Origin of the sequence: Ferrovum myxofaciens (genome assembly GCF_013181415.1) — a bacterium.
Lineage (GTDB): Bacteria > Pseudomonadota > Gammaproteobacteria > Burkholderiales > Ferrovaceae > Ferrovum > Ferrovum myxofaciens.
The window spans coordinates 1,183,775-1,201,189 of the sequence record NZ_CP053676.1 but is presented as its reverse complement, the minus strand read 5'-3'; the positions used below and the strand labels follow the sequence as shown (position 1 = coordinate 1,201,189).

Here is a 17,415-nt window from a genome sequence, read left to right as displayed (position 1 = left end):
TGTGTCAAGGGTCAGCCTGTTTGGAGTTATGATAGGCGCTTCAGAGTGTTTGAAAAATAGGACAGTTCAATGAATAACGCTTCATCCTTCAGATTTCTGGATTTGTTCTCCGGGATTGGAGGTTTCCATCACGTTCTGCAGTCTTTAGGAGGGGAGTGTGTGCTGGCGTGTGAAATAGATGAAGATGCGCGCAAGATTTATCGGGAGACCTTTGATCCTGATCAAGAAAAATTTCCTTTCATGAACAACATTCGTCATTTGACTCGCTCTGTCATCGATGACGAAAAAACTCTCCTATCTCCCGAAGATATAAGTCGCTTGGTCCCCGATCATGAGGTGCTTTGTGGCGGTTTCCCCTGCCAACCCTTTTCCAAATCAGGGGAGCAACAAGGAATTAAAGATAAAACCCGAGGAACCTTGTTTTTCGATATCCTCCAGATCATTGAAGCCAAACGTCCTTCCTATCTCTTTTTGGAAAATGTTCGGAATCTGGCGGGTCCCCGTCATGCTGATACTTGGCGGACGGTTGTTTCTTCACTGCGGGACTTGGGTTATGTGGTGGCTTCAGATCCCCTCATCTTCAGTCCCCACCTGTTACCCCCGGAATTGGGAGGGGCGCCGCAGGTGAGAGAGCGTGTCTTTGTTCTGGGGGTCCGAAAAGATAAGGAAAAAGGACAAATCGATAATCTGGTCCGGTTTAATCTGGAAATGCAGGGGAAGAGGTTATGGAACCCGGATCTATGGCAGATCGCGGAGTATCTTGAGGACGATGAATGCATTGACAAGATTGAAGATTTTGAAATAAGCCGGAACGAGGAAATGTATTTGGACGCATGGAACTATTTCGTAGAAACCATTGAACAGGATCTGTTGCCTGGTTTTCCAATTTGGGCGTTTGCGTTTCAGCCAGAACCACAATTGACTGCGGAGATGGCCTCTTGGGAAGTGGATTTCCGGATCAAGAATTCGCGGTTTTATGTCGAAAACAAGGATTTTATCGATGCGTGGAAACAAATGAAATGGGGAACAGCGCAATTGACCGTGCCAGAGTTCCCGGTTTCACGGCAGAAGTTCGAATGGCAGGCCAGGAAAAAGCATCCGGGGCGGAAAGGGCGTACCTTGAAAGACTTGGTGATCCAGTTTCGTCCCAGTGGGATCCGGGTCAAGCCGCCCACCTATTTGCCTGCGTTGGTGGCGATTACCCAGACTTCGGTGGTGGGGCCTATGTTGAGAAAGCATGCAACGGCTTATCGTAAATTGACGGTGGTGGAAGCCGGTCGGTTGCAGGGAATGCCGGATAACCTATACCAAAATGGGATCGTTTCTTTGCAAGCCGCTTATAAACAGTTGGGGAATGCGGTAAATGTCGGTACGATCCAGAGGGTGGCGGGGATTTTGTTGGGAGTTTATCCGGCGGTATTTGACAGCGAACCTCAATTGGCTTTGCTTTTTTGATTGGGGGCTACCCGCTCGTTTCATTTCTGTGATGCACTGCTTGCCGTCCCATTCAAACGGGATGCAAGTTAAGACTTCGGATAGTATCTCGATATCTTTTTGTATTTCATCAGCAGCCGACATAAAACTTCCCCATCCGGTCAGACCGGTCTGTTAATGATGGAACGGAGTTAATCAGGTGTATTGCTGGGTCAGCGTGGCGGCCAGTCCGGTATAAGTGGCGGGGGTCAGGGCCAGCAGGCGCGCCTTGTCATCCTCCGGCAGGTTCAGTTCCTGCACGAATTTCTGCATGATTTCACGGGTAATGGCCTGTCCACGGGTCATTTCCTTGAGGCGATCATAGGCATTGCTCATGCCATGTTTGCGCATGACTGTTTGAACAGCTTCGGCCAGAACTTCCCAGGCATGATCCAGATCATCGTTCAAGCGTGTGGTATCGATGGCGAGTTTTTTCAGACCCTTCTGGCAGGACAGGTAACCAAGCAAACTGTGGCCCAGTCCTACCCCCAGGTTGCGTAATACGGTGGAATCGGTCAGGTCCCGTTGCCAGCGAGAAATAGGCAACTTCTCGACGAGATGGCCCAGAATGGCATTGGCCAGTCCTAGATTGCCTTCGGAATTCTCGAAATCGATGGGGTTGACCTTGTGCGGCATGGTGGAGGACCCCACTTCTCCCGCCTTGAGTTGCTGGCGGAAGTAACCCAGAGAAATGTAGCCCCAGAGGTCGCGGTTCAGGTCGATGAGGATGGTGTTGAGCAAGGTAAATCCCTGCATCAGTTCGGCCAGAGAATCATGAGGCTCGATCTGGGTGGTGTACGGGTTGAACGAGATCCCCAGGGATTCGACGAAGGCACAAGCCACGCCAGGCCAGTCTATGGCCGGGTAGGCGCTGAGGTGGGCATTGTAATTGCCCACCGCCCCGTTGAATTTTCCGAGCAGGGAAATATGCTCGAGCCGGGTACGTTGGCGTTGCAGGCGCGCCACCACATTGATCAATTCCTTGCCCACCGTGGTGGGGGTGGCTGTTTGGCCGTGGGTACGGGCCAGCATGGGTTGGTGGGCATGGGTCTTGGCCATCCCTTCCAGATGCGCGATCAATTCATCCAGAGTGGGAAACAGAACGCTACGGCAGGCATCGGTCAGCATGAGCGCGTGCGACAGATTATTGATGTCCTCCGAGGTACAACCAAAATGGATGAACTCGGCGCAGGTCATGACTTCCGGGTTGCCGGACAGGCGTTCGCGCATCCAGTATTCCAGGGCTTTGACATCATGATTGGTGCGTATCTCGATGGCTTTGATCTGTGCCGCATCGCTTTCGGAAAAGTTCTCCACCAGGGCATTCAACTGGTGTTGGCTTTCCACCGAAAAAGGGAGGATTTCCGTGATTTCAGGGAGATGGGATAAATGGAGGAGCCAAGCCACTTCAACTTTCAGGCGAAAATGGATCAGACCATATTCGCTGAAGTACGGGCGCAGTGGGTCCAGTTGCACACCGTAACGACCATCCAAAGGAGACAAAGCGGTCAGAGGAGTAGGGGCCATGGCATCGATCCGCAAAAAGGCCGATTTTACCAGAACGAAGGTCAAGCATTTGTTCCATTTTGATCACACGCCGTTGGGATGACCCAGAATGATTCCGCCGCCGAGACAGGTCTCTCCCTGATAGAGAACAGCCGATTGTCCGGGGGTGATTGCCCACTGGGGATCATCGAAATGGAGGTTGGCAACGGTATTCTCGCTGGAATACGTCAGATGACAGGGCGCATCCTTTTGACGATAGCGGTTTTTTGCGCTGTAGGTGCCGGGAGAAGGCGGTGTGCCAGAAATCCAGGAAAGTTGTCCGGAACTCAGGCCATGGCCATGGAGCAGGGGGTGGTCATGCCCTTGAACCACGATCAGGCGGTTGTTTTCCAGGTCTTTGGCAGCCACGAACCACGGTTCTCCAGGGCCTCCGATACCCAGACCCTGACGTTGTCCCAGGGTATAGAAAGCCAAACCCTGATGGCAGCCAACGATTTTGCCTTCGGGCGTTTCCATGGAGCCTGGCTGGCGGGGCAGGTAACGTTCCAGAAATTCCCGGAAGGGTCGTTCTCCGATGAAGCAGATGCCTGTGCTGTCCTTTTTGGTGGCGGTTCCCAAGCCGGCTTTTTGAGCCAGAGCACGGACTTCGTGTTTGGGCAGATGACCTACCGGGAAAAGGGTGTGGGCCAGTTGAGACTGGTTGAGACGGTACAGGAAATAACTTTGGTCCTTGCCGGGATCGAGTCCGCGCAGGAGTTGGATCTTTCCATTTTTTTCCTGGACGCGGGCATAATGGCCCGTGGCAATCTTGTCCGCCCCGAGATTCAAGGCATGGTCCAAAAATGCCTTGAACTTGATTTCCGAATTACACAGGATGTCCGGATTGGGCGTGCGCCCTGCCTGATACTCCTCAAGGAAATAAGAAAAAACCCGCTCTCGATATTCTGCGGAAAAGTTGACCACTTCGATGTCGATCTTCAACACCTCGGCCACTGCCACGGCATCCACCAAATCAGCGCGGGCGGTGCATTCGGGGTCATCTTCCCAGTTTTTCATGAACAGACCGATGACCTCATAGCCTTGCTCCTTCAGTAACAGAGCGCTGACAGAAGAATCCACTCCGCCAGAAAGGCCAACGATGACACGGGGTTTGGACATGGTTTGGGAACTCGAAGAAATGAAAAAAGGCAGAGGCGACCCCCTGCCTTTCATGCTGGGTGATTCAATCTCAGTTGGTCGGTGCGGTTTTCTTGGCGTGCTTTTTATGATGATGGTGTTTTTTCTTGCCATGGGTTGCTGGTGCAGGTTTTCCCGCAGCGGACGTGGTGGCGGGTGCCGGGGCTGCCATGGGAGCGGGAGCGGGTTGGCTGGGTGCCGCATCGGCAGCCATGACTTCGACGGTTGCCAGGGTCATGAGGCCGGTCAGGGTGGCAAGGATGATTTTCTTCATGGGTTTTCCTTAAAAAAGTCAGTAATAACAGGTCGGGAGATTGAACGGCTGTGACTTCCCTTGTTTACTCTAACGCAAGAGAGGGGGAAATCGTTGACTGCGGAATAAATTGAGGGTGAGGGGTTTTTACGAATGGGAGATAAGGGCCGTATAATTGGGGGGAAGTTCTTTTACCAACACCCGGTTCGGGTTTTTTTGTTGAGGTCCCTTATGTATCAGCACATCGCGGTCCCCGTGACAGGGGAAAAAATTCTTGTCGATTCCCATGGTGGGCTCGACGTTCCAGACCAACCCATCATTCCCTTCATTGAGGGGGATGGCATCGGAGTGGATATCACCCCCGTCATGAAGAACGTGGTGGATGCGGTGGTGGCGAAGTGTTACGCCGGTGGACGCAAGATTTCCTGGATGGAAGTGTATGCCGGGGAGAAATCGGTGCGGATGTATGGTCCGGATGTCTGGTTGCCGGAAGAAACCTTGCAGGTCTTGCGTGATTACGTCGTATCCATCAAGGGACCGCTGACCACGCCGGTGGGCGGAGGAATCCGCTCCATCAATGTGGCTATGCGCCAGCAACTCGACCTGTATGTATGTCTGCGACCGGTACGCTGGTTTACCGGCGTGCCCAGTCCGGTGCGCGAACCCCATAAGACCGACATGGTGATTTTTCGGGAAAATTCGGAGGATATTTATGCTGGCATTGAATGGCCGGCGGAATCCCCCGAGGCACGCAAACTGATTGCCTTCCTGCAGCAGGAAATGAACGTAACGTCCATTCGTTTTCCCGAGACTTCCGGCATTGGGATCAAGGCCGTTTCCCGGGAAGGGACGGAGCGGTTGGTGCGCAAGGCCGTTCAATATGCCATGGACAATCAACGTCGTTCAGTGACCCTGGTGCATAAGGGGAATATCATGAAGTACACTGAAGGGGCGTTCAAAAGTTGGGGGTATGACCTGTGCCGCCGGGAGTTTGGTGCTGAATTACTGGAAGGTGGACCCTGGATGCGCTTGCCCAATGGCATCGTCATCAAGGATGTGATTGCCGATGCTTTCCTGCAGCAAATTCTCCTGCGTCCCGCCGAATACGATGTCATTGCCACGCTCAACCTGAACGGAGATTACATCTCTGATGCCCTAGCGGCCCAGGTAGGGGGCATCGGTATTGCTCCAGGTGCCAATCTGTCCGATACGGTGGCCCTGTTTGAAGCCACCCACGGGACGGCCCCCAAGTATGCGGGCAAGGATTATGTGAACCCCGGTTCCCTGATTTTGTCCGCAGAGATGATGTTGCGCCATATGGGGTGGGTGGAAGCGGCAGACGCCCTGATTCACACCATGGAAAAAACCATCAAGGCCAAAACCGTGACTTACGATTTTGCACGCCTGATGGAGGGTGCCCAACAGGTTTCCTGTTCGGGGTTCGGTGCGGCGCTGATCGCTAATTTGGCGTAAATAAAAGGTATTGACAGGGTATCCGGGGTAAAGATAGCATGGTCTCATGCTAGAGACCATCACCATTGTTCTTTTTCTTGCTGCAGTTGCCTTTGTGATGTTCACCTGAGGCGGGGGAGTGGCGTTGAAACCGGTCACCCTCCGCTGTCGCCTTTCAAAGATGTTTTCTCAGCGTTGCTTCAGCCAGCGCTGCTTTTCCCGTTCCCAGTCTTTTTCTTTCTCTGCTTCGCGCTTGTCATGTTGCTTTTTACCCTTGGCCAACCCGATTTCGACCTTGATTCGTCCCTTGTTGTAATGCAGGTTGACGGGAATCAGCGTATAGCCCGCCCGTTCCACCTTGCCGATGAGTTTGGCGATTTCCTCGGCGTGCAAGAGCAACTTGCGGGTTCGGGTCGGGTCTGGATGAATATGGGTAGAAGCCGTGGGCAAGGGGCTGATGTGGGCCCCCAACAGATACAACTCGCCCTCCAGGATCACCACATAGGCTTCCTTGATTTGCCCTCTGCCAGCGCGGATGGCCTTGACCTCCCATCCTTCCAGGACAATGCCCGCCTCATGGCGTTCTTCAATGAAATAGTCGTGAAAGGCTTTGCGGTTGTCGATCAGGCTCATGATGGGGTATCTTGTGCGGAATCCTGCATTTTACCCTAGGGTGGCTCTGTGACGCGTGTAGAAAAGTCAGTATTGGTGATGTATTCCGTTGAAAAGATGTATGGGTTGGTGGAAGACATCCCTCAATACCCCCAGTTCCTGCCTTGGTGCGGTGCTGCCGAGGTCCATGAACGGGAGGGACATCAAACGGTTGCGACCTTGCATATCAATTTTCACGGGATTCGTCAGAGTTTTACGACGCGTAATCAGGGTACGCCCCACCAATCCATGGTTATGGTGCTGGAGAAGGGGCCCTTTCAGCACTTGCAGGGGGAGTTTAAATTCATTCCGCTGGGAACAGAAGCTTGCCGCATCCAGTTCGTTCTGGAATGGCGCTTTGCCAGTTTTTTACTGGAAAAATTGGTCGGACCGGTTTTTCATACCATTGCCAATACGATGGTCGATGCCTTCGTCAAGCGTGCGGACGACCTGTATGGAGGGTGAACCATGGAAGTCACGGTGGTCTATGCGTTGCCTGAACACCAGTTCATCCGGAAAGTGAAGGTTACTGACAGGGCGCTCGTCGCAGAGGCCTTGGCGGTGTCAGGTGTGCTGGAAGCGTATCCGGACATCGATTGGGCGCGGGAGGCTATTGGGGTATGGGGACGGGTCCGCAGTTTGACCACCCCGTTGCGCCCGGGAGATCGCGTGGAAATTTACCGGCCTCGCCAGGTGGACCCCAAGGTCCAACGCCGTGCCCGATTGAAACCTTCTTGATCAGTCAGAGGGCGGAGCAGACTGTTTTTCCAGGCTGTGGCGCAACAGTTCGAGATGTTGGCGCAGGGTCTCCAGGGGCCCCGGGCCCAACTGAGCGAAGACGGGTTCCAGGTGGGTCAGATGAGCTGAAAATACCTGAACAAACAGATCTTCGCCAGCAGGGCTCAATCGGACCAGAGTGCTGCGTCCGTCGGTGGGGTGGGAAATCCTGGAAATCAGGCCCTTTTGCTCCAGGCGGTCGAGTACGCCCGTCAGGGTTCCCTTGACCATCAGGGTTTTTTGACCGATATCCCGACAACTCATGCCCTGGGTGTTACCCAGGGTGGCAATGACATCGAACTGAGGTGAGGTCAGTCCCAGCCTTCGGATATGGGCGCTCGAAAAGGCATCAAAAGCCTGATAAGTGCGCACCAATTCGCGCAATGTAGGGAGAAATTCAAAACCAGTGGTTGGCATAAAGGGGGTTGCGTATTTAGTACGAATGCGTACAATATAGTTTCCGAAAACCCCACCATTGTATAGGAGAAAATCATGCCTCACGCAGTGCAAGTCAAGCAAGGTCAGGAATATTGGTTCTGTGTTTGTGGAAAGAGCCCCGATGGGTTGTGTAATGGTTCCCATGAAGGGTCTGGAAAAAGCCCCCGCCAATTCATTGCCGAACAGGATGAAACCTTATACATCTGTGGCTGTGGCCAGTCTTTCAACAGCCCCTTCTGTGATGGAACCCATAAAACCCTGGCGCCGATCCTCTGACCCATCACTCAGTTCGGGCACTTCGGTGCCTGATAGTTTATTTTAAGTCTAAATCGCGTTAGAATCATGGTATGGACACGACGCTTTCCCCCCGGGATTTTTTTCAACCCCCCCTTTGGCATGACTGGGGAGAGGGTTTCGTTCACCAAACGCGCTGTGAAGGTTTGCCTGACCCTCAGTGGGGATTATGGAATTCAACGCTGGCGCAGGAACTGGGTTTGCCCGAAAATCCTACGCCGGAAGCCAGTGCCTTCTTCTCTGGAAATGGTCCACAAGTGCCTTGGTGCAGTGCTTATGCCGGACATCAATTTGGTCAGTGGGCAGGGTTGCTGGGCGATGGACGAGCCCATACTCTGGGACGGGTTCCGTCTGGAAATCAGGAAATTCAACTCAAGGGCGCAGGTGTGACGCCCTATTCACGGCGTGGAGATGGGCGCGCTGTGCTGCGTTCTTCCCTGCGTGAATATCTGGGGTCGGAGGCCATGGCGGGATTGGGAATTCCCACTACCCGTGCTCTGGCCCTGATGACTTCCTCTCTGCCTGTTTGGCGTGAAACCCGGGAAACTGCTGCCATTTTGGCACGGGTGGCCCCCAGTTTTTTGCGTTTCGGTCATGTGGAACACCTGGCCTGGAATGATTTTCCCGCTGAATTGCAGCGATTGCTCGATTTATTGATGACGTTTCATTATCCTTCGGCCAGAGCCCAGTCCAACCCAGTATTGAGTGTATTGGAGGGGGTGGTGAAACGCACCGCTCACCTCATGGCATCCTGGCAGTCGGTGGGATTTTGCCATGGGGTCATGAATACCGATAACATGTCTCTGCTGGGGCTCACGCTTGACTATGGACCCTTTGCTTTTCTGGACCGTTTTGATCCGCATTTCATCGTCAATCATTCCGATCAGGAGGGGCGTTATGCCTATGACCAACAACCCTGGATCGGAGCCTGGAATTGTGCGGCCCTGGGCAGTGCGTTGAGTGCGTTGATCAACGATGCGGAAGGCATACAGACCGTGCTGGGACGGTACAGCGCGCAATTTTCCAACGCCCTGCTGAACCGTTTTCGCAGCAAATTGGGATGGCGGAAACCGTTGCCGGAAGACCAGTCTCTGGTGAAATCCCTGCGTGCTCTCCTACACCAAAATCAGGTGGATTTTACCCGTTTCTTTCGCTTTCTGGCCCAGGATGAAGTACAGGCGGAACCCGCCCGTCTGGAACACGAGGAGGAATTTCAAGGCCCCTCTGCCTGGACTGAATGGGTAGGGGCCTATCGGGAACGATGTGCGCGGGAAGAAAGTGCCGCATGGGTACGGGCACAGGGGATGCGCACCATCAACCCCAAATATGTTTTGCGCACCTATCTGGCAGAATTGGCAATTCGTCAGGCCCAACAGGGAGACTTTGCAATGGCCCGCAACCTGGAAAGCGTTCTGCGTACCCCCTGCGATGAGCATCCCGAATTTTCTGCCTGGGCGCTTGCGCCCCCGGACTGGTCCGGAGCATTGACCCTGAGTTGCTCCTCGTGACCGTCCCAACCGTGGGACAGGAGAGACACTACCGCTATTATGATCTGATCATGGCGGCTTTTATTTGCATCCTGTTGTGTACCAACCTGATTGGGGCAGCCAAACAAACGACGCTCAGCGTGCCGGGTCTCAGGACTTTCACCGTGGGTGCGGGGGTTCTCTTCTTTCCTATTTCCTATTTTTTCGGGGATGTTCTCACCGAGGTCTATGGCTATGCACGGGATCGCCGGGTGGTTTGGGCGGGATTTACGGCTCTGGCCTTCGCTGCTCTCATGGCCTGGGTGATTGTCTCTCTACCCCCCGCGCATAATGCCTTCATGGCAACCTTTCAGGGGCAACTGGAAGGGGTATTCGGCAATACCTGGCGGATTGCCGCCGGTTCCATGCTGGCCTACTGGTGTGGCAGTTTTTCCAATAGTTATGTACTGGCGCGTCTTAAAGTGAAGACCCGCGGACGATGGTTGTGGATGCGCGCCATCGTTTCGACGGCGGTGGGGGAAGGCCTGGATTCACTGCTTTTTTACGGGATTGCTTTTTACGGAATATGGGAAACACGGGATTTGATCGAGGTGGCGATTCTGGAGTATGGCATCAAGGTATTTTGGGAAGCCCTGGCCACTCCCCTCACCTATGCTTTGGTGAATTTCCTCAAACGGGTGGAACAGGAAGATTTTTATGATGACCACACCCATTTCAATCCTTTTTCCATTGAGCCTTGACGCATGCCGGAATTGCCTGAAGTCGAAGTGACCCGTCAGGCGCTCAGCCCCCATGTAACCGGTCAAATCTGGGTGGGCGCGGTGATTCGGGAGAGCCGCCTGCGTCATCCTGTTCCTCAGGAGTTGGCAAGCTCCGACCCCCAGCAGGTTCTGCAGGTGCGACGACGGGGAAAATATCTGGTGCTGGAAATGAGCCACGGGGCGCTCATCGTTCATCTGGGCATGAGTGGCACCCTGCGCTACCTGACCCAGGCGGTGCCCGCGCAACGGCATGAGCATGTGGACCTGTTATTTGCGGATGGGAGTCTGGTGCGCTATCGTGATCCCCGCCGGTTTGGCGCACTGCTTTGGGTTCCCCGTCCTCCCGAAGTCTCTGGAGCGCCTTTCTGGCAGACCCACCCCTGTTTTTCCAGAATGGGGTTGGAACCTCTGGAAGCTGGGTTTGACGGGGCCTGGTTTTATCGCGTCACGCGCGGTCTGAAGGGCGCCATCAAACCCCTGTTGCTGGAGGGGCGACTGGTGGTGGGTGCTGGCAATATCTATGCCTGCGAAAGTCTCTTTCTGGCCGGCATCGACCCGCGTCGCGCAGCGGGACGGATTGGCCTGGAGCGCTACCATCGTCTGGCACAAGCGGTGCGTCAGGTTCTGGAACAGGCTATTCAGGCGGGGGGAAGTACCCTGCGTGATTTTGTGGGGGCTCTGGGGGAAGGCGGATATTTTCAGCATCAACATCAGGTTTATGGTCGTACGGGACAACCCTGTGCGCGCTGTGCAACCCCCATCGTTCAGATTCGTCAGGGACAACGCTCTACTTGGTATTGTCCACGCTGTCAGCGCTTCTGATCCGTGCCGAGATGAGTTGCAGGGTGGCGGCGTAGCGGATTCGCACGTCTTGGGGAGAGGAGACGGTAAAGCCGAGGTCGTGCAGTTGACCATTGTCCAACCCATAGACCCAGGCATGGACGGTGACAGGTTGCTGGCGTTCCCAGGCATCCTGGACCACGGTGGTCTGGCAGACAGTGAGGGCCTGTTCCATGGCATTTAATTCGCACAGGCGGTCATGACGCAGGTCGGCAGGGTACTGTTCGATGAGGGCCTCGTGCTTCTCATGCACATCCCGGACGTGCCGTAACCAGTTGTCGGCAATTCCGACGCGTTTCCCGGTCAAGGCCGCCCGCACACCCGAGCAGCCATAGTGACCCACCACCATGATATGACGCACCTTCAACTGGTCCACGGCAAACTGCAGCACCGATAGGGAATTGAGGTCGCTGTGCACCATGACATTGGCCACATTACGGTGGACGAAGACTTCTCCGGGGGCCAGTCCGGTGATCTGATTGGCCGGGACACGGGAGTCGGAACAACCGATCCACAGGTATTCAGGTGCCTGTTGGGTGGCCAGTGCCTTGAAAAAGTCGGGGTCCTCGGCCAGCATGGAGTCCACCCAAAGGCGGTTGTTATCGAAGAGGTGTTGCAGGGGATGGAGAGAAACCGTCATGCGTTGAAATCCTTCTTTGAATCAGGGCGACCCACGGCCCATAAGGTACCGAAGTATACCCTGATTAGTCCAGGGTTTTTTCCGGAGAGGACGAGGCGTGGAATCCTGCACGCCCTCCGAGGATCAGCATGGTCAATGCAAATGCTTTTTCAGACCAAAAGACGCCCGGCAGACCCTCGGACCTTCGGAACAGGGCAAAGGCTGCGAGCATGAGTAACACCAATAACGGTAGCCAGCGCCCTTGGATCGTGCCCCAGGTCCAGCGTTGTGCCCAGGCCAGTCCGGCGAGGGCGCAGAGCCATCCCCCGGCTGCCCCCACCAGCACATCCAGGGGCCAGTGTACTCCCAGGGCAATACGGGAGGCACCCACGGCCAATCCCATGAGAATCAGAGTCCAGCGCATACCTGATGCGCGGAGTGGGAGACCATGGATGAGAAGGGCAACCAGGGTGAAGATGGCGGTGGTATGTCCCGAGGGGAAGGACCCATGCAACAGGCGGGGGCCAATAACCGTCACCGTTAAAACAGCGGGGGGGCGCGGCGCATCTATCCAATGCTTCAAGCCATGGGAAAAGAGGAAGGCCAGCAAGGAGGCCAACAGGGCAGCCCACAACAAATCCGGGCGGCGTCGCCACCAGGGAAACAGAATCAGAGGGAGCAGCGCAGAGTCCCCCAGCGCCGTCCAGTGGGTCCACATCAGGGGGGGCAGGAAAGAGAAAAGCCGATGCAATACCTCGAATAGGGGCAAGTTGGTGCAGGTTAGCGCGACTTCGACGGCCAGTCCCAGACACACCAGGGGGAAGGTCCAACGCCAAAGCGTTCGAGAAGAGAAGAGCGGAGGAGTCATTGGGGTAGGATTTGAACCAGATAGAGACCTCCCATGGCGTGCAGGACGACATAGGGGGGGAGTTCGGAAAGGTGGTCTGCCCGGATAAAAACCCAGTCTCCGGCATGGGCAGGTCGATTGATGGTGGCTTTGCCACTGTACACGGCAAAACTGGGCATCCGATCGTCTGCAACGATGGGTACCGGGTGATGACGGGCCCACTGGGCCAGAACGCGCACCGGGGTTTGTTGCAGACGGGCGGCCACCGGCATGAACACCGTGGTCAGCATCAGGGTACTCATCACGCCGGTGACCCCAAGAGCCAGGCTACGCGTAGAAAGATCGGTGGGTATCGGGCGTACCCGAAGGATCACGAATCCCAGAAGGACGCAGAGCATCACCAGGCTAGCCACGCTTGCCCACCACCCGCCGGTAAAAATGTCCGGACCCTGCAGAAACAGGGCGCGCAGGTAAGGATTGGCGGTGGACTGAGCCTGATACTGGACCACGAAGGGTAAACTGACGACCAGAGCGGGCATGATGAGCCACGGGAGCCAGAGGCTCCAGGAATGTTTGAGGGAATGGCGGTATTGGGCCATGAGCAGGAAAAGTGGGGGTAATCCGATCAGCAGATAATGTGGCAATTTGGTATGCGCCAGGGAAAACAGGATGAAAACCGTGACAAACCAAAGCAACAGGAACTGGGTCAGGGGAGTAGCGCGATCGCGCCAGCCTTCCCCCAGGGATTTCAATAACAGAGGGGTGTGCGGCCAGGCAATCACCAGCAGTACAGGCAGGTAATACAGAATGCTTCCCCCGTGCCCTTGCAAGGTGCCGGTGAGACGTCCGAGGTTTTCCCGCCACAAAAAGTAATCGATGAAGCGGGCCCCCATCAAGCGGTATTGAAGGACATACCAGGGCAAGGCCAGCGCACAAAAAATGAGCCATCCCCAGCCATTGAAGGCGCTCCGAAACCAGCGTCTCCATTCTTTCTGGAATCCGTAGAACAAGAAACTGGTGAGTGCGGGGACCACCACGGCCACTGGCCCCTTGGCCAGAAACCCCAGAGCCATCCACAGCCAGGTACGCCGTTCAGCCCAGGGATCCTGGGTTTTCCAGGCCAGATAGATGTCCAGTTGAGCCAGGGTGATGAGGAGACAGAGAACGCCGTCCATTGCCGCGGCGTGGGCCGATACCGTGACGCCCAGAGAGGTGGCGCAGAGCAGGGTGGCCAGTGCACCGGCCTCAGGCCCCCAGTGTTGGCGAGCAAAGCGACCCAGAACGAGCATCCAGAGCAGACAAGCCAGCAGTGAAGGAAAACGGAAAACCCAGGCATGGACACCGAGGACCTTGACCAACGGGGCCTCGAGCCAAAAAGCCAGGATGGGTTTTTCAAAAAAAGGTTGGCCGTTCAGGGTGGGTGTAACAAAGTCGCCGCTGTGAGCCATTTCCACAGCGACTTCTCCGTACTCCCCTTCATCCTCGTCAAACAGGGGTAACTGGACCAAGGCCAACCAGGTGGTCAATAGCGCCAGTACCCACAAGCCCTTCAGTCTGCGCACCAAGTCAGACATGAACCACCTTTAGAGAGTTTTAGCCAGCCCGTTTGCGAATGGGTGCCTTGGTTTGGCGTTGCTCCGACCAAGGGGTATGGGCCTCGCGGTGCTGGGGTCGATCCTGCGCCGGGTTACTACGACCCTTGCCACCGGAGGGACCAGGGCGGGCGGCAGACCGGGAGGGCGGGCGAATCGGCATGCGCGGTTCGAATCCGGCGATGGTATGAACATCGATGGATTTTCCAGTGAAACGTTCAATGCGCTGCAGTTGCTGCAAATCGCGACTGCTGGCCAGGGAAATGGCGATTCCCTTGTTACCGGCACGGCCGGTACGGCCTATCCGGTGGACGTAGTCCTCCGCCACTTTGGGCAAGTCATAGTTGATGACATGACTGATGCCGGGAACATCGATGCCGCGCGCAGCGACATCGGTGGCTACCAGAACGCGCAAACGTCCATGGCGCAAGCCGTCCAGGGTGCGGTTACGGGCACCTTGATGCATGTCACCGTGGAGTGCGGCCGCAGAGTGGCCCTGTCCGCTCAGGTCATCGGCCAGCAGATCGGCATCGCGTTTGGTGGCAGTGAAAATAATGGCCTGGTTGAGATCGACATCGGCCAGCAGATGGGCCAGCAGACGATTCTTGTGGGCCAGATTGTCCACGTAGTGGAGGCGCTGATCGATGTTTTCATGGGCGGCTTTGAGGGAAGTGGCCTCGATGCGTACGGGTTCCCGCAGGAGGGTTTCAGCCAAACGCGCAATGGGTTTGTCGAAGGTGGCAGAAAACATCAGTGTTTGACGGGTGATCGGGGTGGCGCTGGCGATGCGTTTGACATCGTCGATGAATCCCATGTCGAGCATGCGATCGGCTTCATCCAAGACCAACATTTCAACTTGGGATAAATCGACCCGCCGACTGTCCATCTGGTCGAGCAAACGTCCCGGCGTTGCCACTAAAATGTCATAGGGGCGAGCCAGATTGCGGTTCTGCACCGGATAGGGGGTTCCTCCCAGCAAGGTCACGGTGCGAACCTGTTTCAGGTTTTTGCCGTAGATTTTGGCGGCTTCGGTGATTTGGCTGGCCAATTCGCGGGTGGGGGAAAGGATCAGCAGGCGTGGGCCTTTCCCGCTCAAGGGGCGGGTGGCCAGACGATGCAGGGCCGGCAACATGAAGGCGGCAGTTTTGCCTGATCCGGTGCGTGAGGTGACCATCAGGTCGGAGCCCGTCAGCAAGGCCGGAATGGCCTGAGCCTGCACAGGCGTGGGTACGGTATAGCCGGCTTCGGTAACAGCGCTGAGCAGGCGGGGGTCCAGATTTAAGTGTTCAAACAACATGGGGGTGGTCAATGTACGAATCCTCGAGGGCGAAGCGACAGGTAAAGGGAACCCGGGAGGGTTCACACGAGCCTCAGATGAATAAAACAGCGGAGAACCGCCGGCGTAAGTCACTAACCGGCAAAAGACATTCAGAAATGAATGGATAAGGTCAGGGACACTGCACTACCTGTCGCATGCAGTGCCGGCATGATAACAGAAAGCGAAAAAAAATGAAAGGCATTAAAGTAAGCCGTGTGAAAGAGCCTGTTTTCCCTGGGGAGAACTGCGTCACCCAGGCGGGTTAAGCCGTTGCCTTGAGGGCACGGCGCAGAACCTTTCCCACGGTGGAATGGGGCAATTCGGTACGAAATTCGATGTGGCGAGGAATCTTGTAACCCGTCAATTCCTGGTGGCACCAGGCAAGGAGTGCCTGTTCTGTCAGGTTGGGGTCGCGGCGCACCACAAACACCGTAATGGCTTCACCCGAATGGACATCCTCGACGCCGATGGCGGCGACTTCGGCAATCCCGGGATGATGGGAGAGAATTTCTTCGATTTCGTTGGGGTAGACATTGAATCCAGAGACTTTGATCATATCCTTTTTGCGGTCCAACAGGGTCAGTGTGCCCGTCGGGTTCCAATGCCCGATATCGCCGCTACGAAAATAACCATCGGGCCAAAAGGCCTGGCTGGTTTCTTCTGGTTGTTGCCAGTAGCCAGACATTACCTGAGGTCCGCGGATACAGACTTCACCGCTGGCTGCGGGGGGAACTTCATTGCCCTCGTCATTGCGTAGAGAAATCTCAGTGTACGGTAAAGGTTGCCCCACGCTTCCGTCAAAAGTTTGAACGTCAAAGGGGTTCAGACAGACCCCCGGCGAAGTTTCGGTCAATCCATAGGCCTGGTTGATGCAACATCCTGTGACGATTTGCCAATGGTGAGCCACTTCGTGCTTGACGGCCATGCCTCCGCCCAAGGTGGATTTTAGATGAGAGAAATCCAGATGGGCAAAGGCTGGATTGGACAGCAAAGCATCAAACAGGGTATTGACCCCGGTAAAGATACTCATGGGGTAGGGTTTCAGGGCGCGAACCAGTCCAGGGATATCGCGGGGGTTGGGAATCAGCAGGTTGGTGGCGCCTAATTTCCAAAACAGCAGACAATTGGCCGTCAGGGCAAAGATATGATAGAGCGGCAAGGCCGTGACGACCTTTTCCTGTCCAGGGACCAGGTGCTGACCATGCCAAATCCCCACTTGGCCCAGATTGGCCATAATGTTGTGATGACTGAGCATGGCCCCTTTTGCGCGCCCGGTGGTTCCGCCGGTGTATTGCAAAAAAGCCAGATGTTCCGGCGTCAGTGAAGGGCAGGTGAAAGGTCGGTTTTTCCCCTGTTCCAAAACAGTTGGGAAAGAAAATACCGCATCCATATGCCAGGCCGGAATGGCTTTTTTCCAGTAGCGCAGAACAAGATTTATGACGGTACCCCGTAGCCCCATCAGATCCCCCACCTGGGTTACGATGACGTGGCGCAGACTGGGGACACGAGCCTGAGCCACCGTATGGGCAAAATTTTCCAGAACCACGAGATATTCGGCCTCGGCATCGCGCAACTGGAACTCCAGTTCCCGGGGTGTATAAAGCGGATTGCAATTGACCACCACCCCGCCAGCGCGCAGTATTCCATACACCACAACAGGATACTGGGGCAAATTGGGCAACATGACGGCCACCCGCGTTCCAACGGTCAAGCCCTGATCCTGTAACCAACTGGCGAAATGCAAGGCCCACCCTTCGATCATTTCGTAGGAGAAGGTTTGCCCCAGACAGTGAAAGGCATCGTGCTGCGCAAAGGTACGACAGGCCTGCCCCAGCATGCGGTCCAGGGTTTCCAGGGAAGCGGACTCGAAGCAAGATTCTGAGGGGAAGAGTGAAGATGTTTCCATGAAATGATGACTCGTTCCCTTGGCT

18 protein-coding genes are annotated in these 17,415 nt (G+C 55.4%); 8 read left to right on the top strand and 10 right to left on the bottom strand.

All coding sequences use genetic code 11. The features are described from left to right. Positions 1-69: 69 nt before the first annotated feature. On the top strand, positions 70-1,455 hold the full coding sequence (dcm, locus tag HO274_RS05840; protein WP_273122103.1) for a DNA (cytosine-5-)-methyltransferase: 1,386 nt from the start codon (positions 70-72) through the stop codon (positions 1,453-1,455). Positions 1,456-1,629: 174 nt separating this feature from the next. Here the strand turns inward: dcm and purB are convergent, their stop codons facing one another. The 3 genes from purB to HO274_RS05825 form a co-directional block, all read right to left on the bottom strand. Further along, positions 1,630-3,000 carry an adenylosuccinate lyase gene (gene purB, locus HO274_RS05835; protein WP_420537394.1) on the bottom strand — a complete coding sequence of 457 codons (1,371 nt, stop codon included), beginning with the start codon at positions 2,998-3,000 and terminating at the stop codon, positions 1,630-1,632. A gap of 63 nt (positions 3,001-3,063) precedes the next feature. Next, positions 3,064-4,191 carry a tRNA 2-thiouridine(34) synthase MnmA gene (mnmA, locus tag HO274_RS05830; protein ID WP_273122099.1) on the bottom strand — a complete coding sequence of 376 codons (1,128 nt, stop codon included), beginning with the start codon at positions 4,189-4,191 and terminating at the stop codon, positions 3,064-3,066. 16 nt (positions 4,192-4,207) lie between these two features. Next, positions 4,208-4,429: a hypothetical protein gene (locus tag HO274_RS05825; protein WP_273122098.1), complete on the bottom strand. Its 222-nt coding sequence runs from the start codon at positions 4,427-4,429 to the stop codon at positions 4,208-4,210. Between the two features lie 210 nt (positions 4,430-4,639). Here HO274_RS05825 and icd point away from each other — a divergent pair, with 210 nt between their 5' ends. Next, complete coding sequence (gene icd, locus HO274_RS05820) at positions 4,640-5,881, top strand: NADP-dependent isocitrate dehydrogenase (protein ID WP_031597978.1); 1,242 nt, start codon at positions 4,640-4,642, stop codon at positions 5,879-5,881. 168 nt (positions 5,882-6,049) lie between these two features. Here the strand turns inward: icd and smpB are convergent, their stop codons facing one another. Continuing rightward, positions 6,050-6,493, bottom strand: a complete 444-nt coding sequence (gene smpB, locus HO274_RS05815; RefSeq protein ID WP_031597977.1) for an SsrA-binding protein SmpB — start codon at positions 6,491-6,493, stop codon at positions 6,050-6,052. A gap of 48 nt (positions 6,494-6,541) precedes the next feature. Between smpB and HO274_RS05810 the strand changes: the two genes are divergently transcribed. Beyond that, positions 6,542-6,976, top strand: coding sequence for a type II toxin-antitoxin system RatA family toxin (locus tag HO274_RS05810; RefSeq protein ID WP_273122095.1), 435 nt, complete (start codon positions 6,542-6,544; stop codon positions 6,974-6,976). A 3-nt stretch (positions 6,977-6,979) separates the two neighbouring features. Continuing rightward, positions 6,980-7,249, top strand: a complete 270-nt coding sequence (locus HO274_RS05805; protein ID WP_031597974.1) for an RnfH family protein — start codon at positions 6,980-6,982, stop codon at positions 7,247-7,249. Here HO274_RS05805 and HO274_RS05800 read toward each other — a convergent pair whose 3' ends face one another. Beyond that, the gene (locus tag HO274_RS05800; protein WP_273122093.1) at positions 7,250-7,705 is read right to left on the bottom strand and encodes a MarR family winged helix-turn-helix transcriptional regulator; all 456 of its coding nucleotides are present in this window, start codon (positions 7,703-7,705) and stop codon (positions 7,250-7,252) included. A gap of 75 nt (positions 7,706-7,780) precedes the next feature. Between HO274_RS05800 and HO274_RS05795 the strand changes: the two genes are divergently transcribed. The 4 genes from HO274_RS05795 to mutM all read left to right on the top strand — a co-directional run bounded on the left by HO274_RS05795 (position 7,781) and on the right by mutM (position 11,090). Then, positions 7,781-8,002 (top strand): CDGSH iron-sulfur domain-containing protein, encoded by a 222-nt coding sequence (locus HO274_RS05795; protein ID WP_082783229.1) that lies wholly within the window; start codon positions 7,781-7,783, stop codon positions 8,000-8,002. A 71-nt stretch (positions 8,003-8,073) separates the two neighbouring features. After that, on the top strand, positions 8,074-9,528 hold the full coding sequence (locus tag HO274_RS05790; RefSeq protein WP_273122089.1) for a protein adenylyltransferase SelO: 1,455 nt from the start codon (positions 8,074-8,076) through the stop codon (positions 9,526-9,528). A gap of 50 nt (positions 9,529-9,578) precedes the next feature. Continuing rightward, the gene (locus tag HO274_RS05785) at positions 9,579-10,247 is read left to right on the top strand and encodes a queuosine precursor transporter (RefSeq protein WP_420537393.1); all 669 of its coding nucleotides are present in this window, start codon (positions 9,579-9,581) and stop codon (positions 10,245-10,247) included. A 3-nt stretch (positions 10,248-10,250) separates the two neighbouring features. Next, on the top strand, positions 10,251-11,090 hold the full coding sequence (gene mutM / locus HO274_RS05780; RefSeq protein WP_031597966.1) for a bifunctional DNA-formamidopyrimidine glycosylase/DNA-(apurinic or apyrimidinic site) lyase: 840 nt from the start codon (positions 10,251-10,253) through the stop codon (positions 11,088-11,090). Here mutM and can read toward each other — a convergent pair. The 5 genes from can to HO274_RS05755 all read right to left on the bottom strand — a co-directional run bounded on the left by can (position 11,056) and on the right by HO274_RS05755 (position 17,390). Beyond that, a complete protein-coding gene (gene can / locus HO274_RS05775) occupies positions 11,056-11,748 on the bottom strand; it encodes a carbonate dehydratase (protein WP_273122084.1) in 693 nt (230 codons plus the stop codon). The two genes, mutM and can, sit on opposite strands and share 35 nt — an antisense overlap. A 64-nt stretch (positions 11,749-11,812) precedes the next feature. Beyond that, positions 11,813-12,595: a phosphatase PAP2 family protein gene (locus HO274_RS05770; protein ID WP_273122082.1), complete on the bottom strand. Its 783-nt coding sequence runs from the start codon at positions 12,593-12,595 to the stop codon at positions 11,813-11,815. Continuing rightward, positions 12,592-14,148 (bottom strand): ArnT family glycosyltransferase, encoded by a 1,557-nt coding sequence (locus HO274_RS05765; protein WP_031597962.1) that lies wholly within the window; start codon positions 14,146-14,148, stop codon positions 12,592-12,594. The genes HO274_RS05770 and HO274_RS05765 overlap by 4 nt, the downstream gene beginning before the upstream one ends. Positions 14,149-14,167: 19 nt before the next feature. Next, positions 14,168-15,463 carry a DEAD/DEAH box helicase gene (locus tag HO274_RS05760; RefSeq protein WP_051862500.1) on the bottom strand — a complete coding sequence of 432 codons (1,296 nt, stop codon included), beginning with the start codon at positions 15,461-15,463 and terminating at the stop codon, positions 14,168-14,170. Between the two features lie 283 nt (positions 15,464-15,746). Continuing rightward, positions 15,747-17,390, bottom strand: coding sequence for an AMP-binding protein (locus HO274_RS05755; RefSeq protein WP_273122079.1), 1,644 nt, complete (start codon positions 17,388-17,390; stop codon positions 15,747-15,749). Between the last annotated feature and the right edge of the window lie 25 nt (positions 17,391-17,415).

Bases quoted from the DNA above. Each gene is read 5' to 3' on its own strand.
- HO274_RS05760 (WP_051862500.1), bottom strand. From the start codon at position 15,463: ATGTTGTTTGAACACTTAAATCTGGACCCCCGCCTGCTCAGCGCTGTT.
- HO274_RS05795 (WP_082783229.1), top strand. From the start codon at position 7,781: ATGCCTCACGCAGTGCAAGTCAAGCAAGGTCAGGAATATTGGTTCTGT.
- mutM (WP_031597966.1), top strand. From the start codon at position 10,251: ATGCCGGAATTGCCTGAAGTCGAAGTGACCCGTCAGGCGCTCAGCCCC.
- can (WP_273122084.1), bottom strand. From the start codon at position 11,748: ATGACGGTTTCTCTCCATCCCCTGCAACACCTCTTCGATAACAACCGC.
- mnmA (WP_273122099.1), bottom strand. From the start codon at position 4,191: ATGAAAGGCAGGGGGTCGCCTCTGCCTTTTTTCATTTCTTCGAGTTCC.
- HO274_RS05790 (WP_273122089.1), top strand. From the start codon at position 8,074: ATGGACACGACGCTTTCCCCCCGGGATTTTTTTCAACCCCCCCTTTGG.
- smpB (WP_031597977.1), bottom strand. From the start codon at position 6,493: ATGAGCCTGATCGACAACCGCAAAGCCTTTCACGACTATTTCATTGAA.
- HO274_RS05765 (WP_031597962.1), bottom strand. From the start codon at position 14,148: ATGTCTGACTTGGTGCGCAGACTGAAGGGCTTGTGGGTACTGGCGCTA.
- icd (WP_031597978.1), top strand. From the start codon at position 4,640: ATGTATCAGCACATCGCGGTCCCCGTGACAGGGGAAAAAATTCTTGTC.
- HO274_RS05785 (WP_420537393.1), top strand. From the start codon at position 9,579: ATGGCGGCTTTTATTTGCATCCTGTTGTGTACCAACCTGATTGGGGCA.
- dcm (WP_273122103.1), top strand. From the start codon at position 70: ATGAATAACGCTTCATCCTTCAGATTTCTGGATTTGTTCTCCGGGATT.
- purB (WP_420537394.1), bottom strand. From the start codon at position 3,000: ATGGCCCCTACTCCTCTGACCGCTTTGTCTCCTTTGGATGGTCGTTAC.
- HO274_RS05825 (WP_273122098.1), bottom strand. From the start codon at position 4,429: ATGAAGAAAATCATCCTTGCCACCCTGACCGGCCTCATGACCCTGGCA.
- HO274_RS05770 (WP_273122082.1), bottom strand. From the start codon at position 12,595: ATGACTCCTCCGCTCTTCTCTTCTCGAACGCTTTGGCGTTGGACCTTC.
- HO274_RS05755 (WP_273122079.1), bottom strand. From the start codon at position 17,390: ATGGAAACATCTTCACTCTTCCCCTCAGAATCTTGCTTCGAGTCCGCT.
- HO274_RS05800 (WP_273122093.1), bottom strand. From the start codon at position 7,705: ATGCCAACCACTGGTTTTGAATTTCTCCCTACATTGCGCGAATTGGTG.
- HO274_RS05805 (WP_031597974.1), top strand. From the start codon at position 6,980: ATGGAAGTCACGGTGGTCTATGCGTTGCCTGAACACCAGTTCATCCGG.